The sequence below is a fragment of the Oceaniglobus roseus genome (assembly GCF_002869745.1).
Taxonomy (GTDB): Bacteria; Pseudomonadota; Alphaproteobacteria; order Rhodobacterales; family Rhodobacteraceae; genus Oceaniglobus; species Oceaniglobus roseus.
On record NZ_PNOS01000072.1, the window covers coordinates 1 to 7,450 of the forward strand.

A 7,450-nucleotide genomic window follows, 5' to 3' on the forward strand; every position below is an offset into this window, starting at 1 on the left:
GCCGCCGCTGCGCCCCGCCCGCCCCGAGCGTCCCGAGCTTCTGGCGCCGCGCGACGTGCCGCGACGCCGCCCCGGCACGGAGGCGGGCCGGATCGCCCTGCTGCACGCCGTCGCCCATATCGAGCTGAACGCCGTCGACCTGCACTGGGACATCATCCCGCGCTTCGCCCATGTGAAGATGCCCCTTGGCTTCTACGACGACTGGGTGAAGGCCGCGGACGAGGAATCCAAGCATTTCAACCTCGTCTGCGACTGTCTTGAAGCGCTCGGCAGCCATTACGGCGCCCTGCCCGCCCATGCCGGGATGTGGCGCGCGGCCGAGGACACGGTCGACGACTTCATGGGCCGCCTCGCCGTCGTGCCCATGGTGCTGGAGGCGCGCGGACTCGACGTGACGCCGGGCATGATCGACATCTTCCGCAAGGCCGAGGTGAACCACGCCGTCGACGCGCTGGAGACGATCTATGCCGAGGAAGTGGCCCATGTCGCCTATGGCTCGAAGTGGTTCCACTTCCTCTGCGGCCGCCACGAGGAAGACCCGAAGGAGGCCTTCCATGCCCTCGTCCGCCGCTACTTCCACGGCGCCCTGAAGCCGCCGTTCAACACGGAAAAGCGGGCCGAGGCGGGCCTGCCGCCGGATTTCTACTGGCCCCTCGCGGTTCAGTCCTGAGCCCGCAAGCTGCGGGAAAATCGGCAGGATTCCGCCCAAAGACAGGCGCAAACCGCCACCCGCGGGGCACTGTCCGCAAATTTGTTGCGATCGGGGGGATGTGCCTTTAAGCACGGCCGGGCAACGAACTGGGGACTGTTGTGGCTGCCACGCGCGGCGCAATTACGGGACGGTAAAAGTTGAAGACAACGAAAACGAACCTCGTGAAGGCCGCGATGCAGCGCGCTTTCCCGGAACAACGTCTGTTCCTGAAATCCGACACCGAAACCCGCTTCGTGCGCCTGTCCTCCGGAACTCAGCTTCTGGCCATCTCGGGATCGGCGGTCGTGGTGGGTTGGACGATCATCGCCTCGGCCATCCTGCTGATGGACACCATCGGCTCGGGCAACGTCCGCGACCAGGCGATGCGCGAGCAGGCGACCTACGAGAAGCGCCTGAACGACCTCTCGGACGAGCGTGACGCCCGCGCTGCCGAGGCCCGCGCCGCGCAGGAGCGTTTCAACTCGGCGCTGCGCCAGGTGTCGCGGATGCAGTCGAACCTGCTGGAGTCCGAGGCGCGGCGTGCCGAGCTGGAAACCGGGATCGGCCTGACGCAGGAGACCCTGCGCCGCACGATCAAGGAGCGCGACCTGGCCCGCGGCGAGGCGCAGGAGCTGCAGACGAAGCTTCAGCAGGCCGGGCTGAGCGACCGCGAGAAGGGCCGCATGAAGGACGCCGAGAGCAGCCTCGACATGCTGGCCTCCGCCCTCGAATCCACCGCGGCCGAGCGTGACCTGATGGCCGGCCAGGCCGCCGAGGCCGAGGCCTTCGCCGAGGAGATGATCAACGACCGCAAGCTGGCCGAGATGCGCAACGAGCAGATCTTCAGCCAGCTGGAGGACGCCGTGACCGTCTCGGTCGCCCCGCTCGACAAGATGTTCCGCGCGGCCGGGCTGAACACCGACAGCCTGCTCGACGCCGTGCGCCGCGGCTACTCGGGCCAGGGCGGTCCGCTGACGCCGATCACCTTCTCGACCAAGGGCCAGGCGCCCGATGCCGACAGCCTGCGCGCCAACGGCATCCTCGACAAGCTCGACAAGATGAACATGTACCGCATCGCCGCCCAGAAGGCGCCGTTCGCGATCCCGCTGAAGTCGGCCTTCCGCTTCACCTCGGGCTTCGGCGCACGCTGGGGCCGGATGCACGAGGGCACCGATTTCGCCGCCGCCTACGGCACGCCGATCTATGCCACGGCCGACGGAGTCGTGATCCATGCCGGGATGATGTCGGGCTACGGCCGTCTGGTGAAGATCCAGCACGAGTTCGGGATCGAGACTCGCTATGCCCACATGTCCAAGATTCGGGTACAGGTCGGCCAAAGGGTCTCGCGCGGGGACCGGATCGGTGATATGGGGAACTCCGGACGATCCACCGGCACCCATCTTCACTACGAGGTGCGCGTGGGCGGAAGGCCCGTCAATCCGATGACCTACATCAAGGCAGCGAAAGATGTTTTCTAAGAGCAAAATCAACGAGCCTGGACCAAAACAAGGGGGCGAATCCGTGCCATCTTCCAACACGTCGTCTTCGGACGGCGCGCCTGCTGCCCGGACATCGACGGATTTCTCGCCCTCCGCGCCGAAGGCGAAGCCGCCCGCGTCGATCCTGTCGGCGGACCTGGTGATCAAGGGCAACCTGAAGACGACCGGCGACATCCAGATCGAAGGCACGATCGAGGGCGACATCCGGGCCCACCTCCTGACGGTCGGCGAAGGCGCCACCGTGAAGGGCGAGGTCATGGCCGACGACGTCGTGGTGAATGGCCGCGTCGTGGGCCGCGTGCGCGGCCTGAAGGTGCGCCTGACCTCCACCGCCAAGGTGGAAGGCGACATCATCCACAAGACCATCGCGATCGAGAGCGGCGCCCACTTCGAAGGCTCCGTGCAGCGCCGCGACGACCCGCTGAACCCCTCGGGCCAGGGCGGCCAGCGCCCCGCGCCGAACGCGGGCAGCTCGGCCCCGGCGGCCGAGAAGGCCTGATTGCCAAGCCGCTGAAACCGTTTCACGAGGGCGCCGGTCGGCGCCCTTTTTCGTGCCCGCCCCTCGGCGCAGCGACCCCATGAAAAAGGGCGGGCCCGAAGACCCGCCCCCCGCGATCCCGCGCGGCCAGAACCGTCACGACGCCTTCAGCACCCCGCGCTCGATCTGGTCCTGCTCGATGCTCTCGAACAGCGCCTTGAAGTTGCCCTCGCCGAAGCCGTCGTCGCCCTTCCGCTCGATGAACTCGAAGAAGATCGGCCCGATCACGGTCTTCGAGAAGATCTGGAGCAGGATCCGCGTCTCGCCGCCATCCACGACACCTTCGCCGTCGATCAGGATGCCGTGCTTAATCATCCGCTCCTTCGGCTCGTCGTGGCCCTGCACCCTGTCATAGCTCATGTCGTAGTAGGACTCGGGCGGCTTCGGCATGAACTTGACCCCGCGCTCGGCGATGGCGTCGGTCGACTCGTAGATGTCCCGCGCACCGACGGCGATGTGCTGGATGCCTTCGCCGTTGTACCGCTTGAGATATTCCACGATCTGTCCGGTCTCGCCGCGGTCCTCGTTGATCGGGATCCGGATGCGTCCGCAGGGCGAGGTCAGCGCGCGGCTGGTCAGGCCCGTGTACTTGCCCTCGATGTCGAAGAACCGGATCTCGCGGAAGTTGAACAGATCGCCGTAGAACTTGAACCAGACGTCCATGTTGCCCTTGTGGACGTTGTGGGTCAGGTGGTCGAGATAGTAGAAGCCGACGCCCTCGGGATGCGCCTTGTCGACCCAGTCGAACTCCTCGTTATAGGGGTTCTGCTCGTAATACTTGTCGATGAAGTAGATCAGCGAGCCGCCGATCCCCCGGATCGCGGGCACGTCCATGGTCTTGCCGGGGCCGGTGTATTCCTCGGCCCCCCGCTCGACCGCGTGCTTCAGCGCGTGCCGGGCGTCGACCACCCGCCAGGCCATCGACGGCGCGCAGGGCCCGTGCTCTTCCACGAAGCGGGCGGCGAAGCTGTCGGGGTCGGCGTTCAGGACATAGGTGATGTCGCCCTGCTGCCAGAGCTCCACCGGCTTCGCCTTGTGGGTCGCCGTGTGGACATAGCCCATGCGCGAGAACGCCTCGCGCAGCTTCTCGGGCTCGGGGTGGGCGAACTCGACGAACTCGAACCCGTCAGTGCCCGCGGGGTTCTTCTCGGTGATCTTCGCCTTCGGGGCGTCGTGGGGAAACGGTCCCATGATGCATCTCCTTGCTGCTTTGATTTGCGCAAAGGATACCGCAGGATGCACCGGACATCCGCGCATTCTGGCGGCCTAAGCACTGTCGACATGCGCGGTCTCCGCACGAAAGGCATCAAGGATGACCGAACCCCGCACGCCCGCCCTCGACGAGACCGACCAGCGCCTGCTCGCGGCACTGCAGAAGGACGGCCGCCTGAGCGCCCAGCAGCTCGGCGACCTGCTCCACCTCTCGCCCAGCCAGGCCGGCCGGCGGCGGCAGCGGCTGGAGGCCGAGGGCTTCATCGAACACTACACCGCCCGCCTAAACCCCGCGCGCCTCGGCCTTACGGTCCAGGCCTTCGTTCAGGTCGAGATGGCGACCCACCAGCCCGACCAGGCCCGCGCCTTCGCCCGCCTCCTCGCCACCCGCCCCGAGGTGATCAGCGCCTGGACCCTGACGGGCGAGGCCGATTACCTGCTGCGCGTCTACTGCCCCGACCTCGCCGCGCTGAACCTGCTGCTGCACCAGGTCCTGCTGCCCCACCCCGCCGTCGCGCGGGTCAGGAGCCAGATCGTCATGGACCAGCTCAAACCCGACGCACCGCTGCCCACCTGAGACGCGCGGCACGGCGGAAACGCCGAGGTGATGGCCCGGACTGTTGATCTTCCCCCGCGGCAAAGCGATGCTGTCGCGGCAGTCCAGGAGCCGCACCACATATGGAATCCTTCCTCTACCAGGCCTCGATCTACCTCGCGGCCGCCGTCATCGCCGTGCCCCTCGCCGCGCGTCTCGGGCTCGGCTCGGTGCTGGGCTATCTCGCGGCCGGGATCATCATCGGCCCGGCGCTGCACCTCGTGGGATCCGAGACGGCGGACCTCCAGCATTTCGCCGAATTCGGCGTGGTGATGATGCTTTTCGTCATCGGGCTCGAGCTGGAGCCGAAGGCGCTCTGGGCGATGCGGCACCGGCTGATCGGGCTCGGCGGACTGCAAGTGCTGGTGACGATGGCCTTGGTCACGCTGGGCGCGGTGCTGCTGGGCGTCCCGCTCAGTCAGGGCGTCGCCGTCGGCATGATCTTCGCGCTGTCCTCCACTGCCATCGTGCTCCAGACCCTGACCGAGAAGGGGCTGATGCAGACGGCGGGGGGGCGGTCATCGTTCTCGGTGCTGCTGACACAGGACATCGCGGTGATCCCGATGCTGGCGCTGCTGCCGCTTCTCGCGGTGCCGGGGCTGAACGACGGCATCGCCTTCGACAGCCACGGCGCGCCGGTCGCCACGGAGGCCGCGGCCGAGACGACCCGCACCGCCCCCGACGCGACCCACGGCGCAACCGCCGACGCGACCCACGGCGCGGCCGCGCCCGAGGCGCTCGACACCCCCGCGAAGGTGGCCGAGCAGGTGGGCGAGACGACCCAGGCGATCACCTCGGGCGCGCCGCAGAAGGCCGCCGAGGCCGCCGTGACCCTGGTGCAGAGCCTGCCGGGCTGGGCGATCACCCTCGTCACCATCGGCGCGGTTGCGCTGATCGTGGTCTTCGGCGCCTATGCCACGCGGCCGATCTTCCGCTTCATCCACGCGGCTCGGTTGCGCGAACTCTACGTCGCCCTCGCGCTGCTCATCGTCATCTCCATCGCCTTCGTGATGACCGTCGTCGGCCTGTCGCCCGCGCTCGGCACCTTCCTCGCCGGCGTGGTGCTGGCGAATTCCGAGTTCCGCCACCAGCTCGAAGCCGACATCGACCCGTTCAAGGGCCTGCTGCTGGGGCTGTTCTTCATCACCGTGGGCGCGGGGATCAGCTTCACCACGCTGTTCGCGGCACCCTTCGTGCTGCTGGGGCTGACGCTGGCCGTGATGGTGACGAAGGGCGTCGTGCTCTATCTCCTCGCGCTGATGTTCAAGCTGAAGGGCCGCGACCGCTGGCTGTTCACCCTCGGCCTCGCCCAGGCGGGGGAGTTCGGCTTCGTCCTCGTCTCCTTCTCGCTCTCCACCAGTGTCCTGCCCGCGGCGCTGGCCGAGCAGATCCTGCTGGTGGTCGCGCTTTCGATGCTGCTGACGCCGCTGTTCTTCATCCTCTACCAAAAATTGTCGGACCGGATCGCCGAGGCGAACGAGACCCCGGCGGAGGACGAGATCGACGACGTGCAGCCGATCATCATCGCCGGAATCGGGCGGTTCGGGCAGGTCATCAACCGGATGCTGCAGATGGCGGGGTTCAAGACCACCGTGCTGGACCACAACCTCCAGACCATCCAGGTGATGCGGAAGTTCGGCTTCAAGGGCTTCTTCGGCGACCCGACCCGCCCCGAGCTGCTGCACGCCGCGGGGATCGAGACGGCGAAGGTGCTGGTGGTGGCGCTGGACGACAAGCAGGCCTCGCTGAAGCTGGTGAAGTATACCCGCGCGATCCGCCCCGACATCCACATCGTCGCCCGCGCCTTCGACCGGGTGCATGTGTACGAGCTCTACGCGGCAGGCGCCGACGACATCGTGCGCGAGATGTTCGACAGCTCGCTGCGCGCGGGGCGCTACGTGCTGGAGCAGATGGGCATCCCCGAATACGAGGCGAACGAGATGCAGCACGAGTTCTTCAAGCTCGACCGCCGCGCGATGCTGGAGTTGGCCGAGCTCTGGGTGCCGGGCAAGCCGGTGGAGGAGAACGAGGCCTACGTCGCCCGGGCGCGGGAGCTGAACAAGGACCTCGAGACGGCGCTGGTCGAGCGCATGGAGGAAAAGCGGAAGCGCACCGGGACGGACGACTGAGGGAGCACGGGGTCTTCAACGCGCTGAGGACGGAATTACGGAGTTTGGAAAACTCCGGGCGCGCCCGCCTAGATGTATCGCCTGACTGACCACCGGGAACAATCCGACCTCTCCATGGCCGAGGCCATCGCCTCGGCCAAAGCGCGCGCCATCCTTCTTTGCCAGCCGGGGGCTCAAAGCCCCCGGCCAGCGCCCGCCCCGCCCTCGGCGGGCGCTTCTCGCCCGCCGGGTCGGGCGCTGGCCTCTCGTATCGCGTGTGGCAGATGGTCTGACTGAACCGTGGTCACAGCGGGCGGGAAAACGCGGTGCGTTTCCTGATCCGCCCGGGCAGGCAATCCGCAGGTCCCGGAGTTTGGGAAACTCCGGGCGCACCTGCGGAGATGCTTCGCCCGGCGGACACGCCGGACAAAGCGGCACGGACTACCCCCCCGCGACCCCCGCCTCGGCAAAGGTCGCCATGCCGGAGTGGCAGGCCAGCGCCCCCTTCAGCACGCCGATCGCCAGCGCCCCCCCCGACCCTTCGCCCAGCCGCAGCCCCAGCGACAGAAGCGGGGCCTTGTCGAGCCGCTCCAGCAGCGCCTCGTGCCCGCCCTCGGCCGACAGGTGCCCGGCCACGCAGTGATCGAGCGCCCCGCGCACCGCGACCTCCAGCGGCGCCACCGCGGCGCAGCAGATGAAGCCGTCGAGGATCACCGGCACCCGCTCGATCCGCGCCCGGGCCACGGCGCCGGCCATCGCCGCCATCTCGCGCCCGCCGAGGCAGCGGAGCGCCTCCAGCGGCCGCCC

7 protein-coding genes are annotated in these 7,450 nt (G+C 67.9%); 5 read left to right on the forward strand and 2 right to left on the reverse strand.

The genetic code is table 11. From position 1 onward, the window contains the following. The 3 genes from A7B20_RS20835 to A7B20_RS20845 all read left to right on the forward strand — a co-directional run. A partial coding sequence (locus A7B20_RS20835; RefSeq protein WP_102110504.1) for a ferritin-like domain-containing protein occupies positions 1 to 670 on the forward strand: 670 nt, incomplete at its 5' end. A 179-nt stretch (positions 671 to 849) separates the two neighbouring features. After that, on the forward strand, positions 850 to 2,169 hold the full coding sequence (locus A7B20_RS20840) for a M23 family metallopeptidase (RefSeq protein ID WP_281260124.1): 1,320 nt from the start codon (positions 850 to 852) through the stop codon (positions 2,167 to 2,169). After that, positions 2,159 to 2,689: a bactofilin family protein gene (locus A7B20_RS20845; RefSeq protein ID WP_102110505.1), complete on the forward strand. Its 531-nt coding sequence runs from the start codon at positions 2,159 to 2,161 to the stop codon at positions 2,687 to 2,689. Before A7B20_RS20840 ends, A7B20_RS20845 begins: the two co-directional genes overlap by 11 nt. 135 nt (positions 2,690 to 2,824) lie before the next feature. Here the strand turns inward: A7B20_RS20845 and hppD are convergent, their stop codons facing one another. Continuing rightward, complete coding sequence (gene hppD, locus A7B20_RS20850; RefSeq protein WP_102110506.1) at positions 2,825 to 3,919, reverse strand: 4-hydroxyphenylpyruvate dioxygenase; 1,095 nt, start codon at positions 3,917 to 3,919, stop codon at positions 2,825 to 2,827. Between the two features lie 121 nt (positions 3,920 to 4,040). Between hppD and A7B20_RS20855 the strand changes: the two genes are divergently transcribed. Together A7B20_RS20855 and A7B20_RS20860 are read left to right on the forward strand one after the other, a co-directional pair. Continuing rightward, positions 4,041 to 4,517 carry an Lrp/AsnC family transcriptional regulator gene (locus A7B20_RS20855; protein ID WP_102110507.1) on the forward strand — a complete coding sequence of 159 codons (477 nt, stop codon included), beginning with the start codon at positions 4,041 to 4,043 and terminating at the stop codon, positions 4,515 to 4,517. Between the two features lie 101 nt (positions 4,518 to 4,618). After that, positions 4,619 to 6,664, forward strand: a complete 2,046-nt coding sequence (locus tag A7B20_RS20860; RefSeq protein WP_102110508.1) for a cation:proton antiporter domain-containing protein — start codon at positions 4,619 to 4,621, stop codon at positions 6,662 to 6,664. Between the two features lie 420 nt (positions 6,665 to 7,084). Here the strand turns inward: A7B20_RS20860 and A7B20_RS20865 are convergent. Further along, positions 7,085 to 7,450, reverse strand: a 366-nt coding sequence (locus tag A7B20_RS20865; RefSeq protein ID WP_172961076.1) for a nicotinate-nucleotide--dimethylbenzimidazole phosphoribosyltransferase, incomplete at its 5' end; no start/stop codon positions are given.

Coding starts and splice junctions, on each gene's coding strand:
- A7B20_RS20845 (WP_102110505.1), top strand. CDS start 2,159: ATGTTTTCTAAGAGCAAAATCAACGAGCCTGGACCAAAACAAGGGGGC.
- hppD (WP_102110506.1), bottom strand. CDS start 3,919: ATGGGACCGTTTCCCCACGACGCCCCGAAGGCGAAGATCACCGAGAAG.
- A7B20_RS20855 (WP_102110507.1), top strand. CDS start 4,041: ATGACCGAACCCCGCACGCCCGCCCTCGACGAGACCGACCAGCGCCTG.
- A7B20_RS20860 (WP_102110508.1), top strand. CDS start 4,619: ATGGAATCCTTCCTCTACCAGGCCTCGATCTACCTCGCGGCCGCCGTC.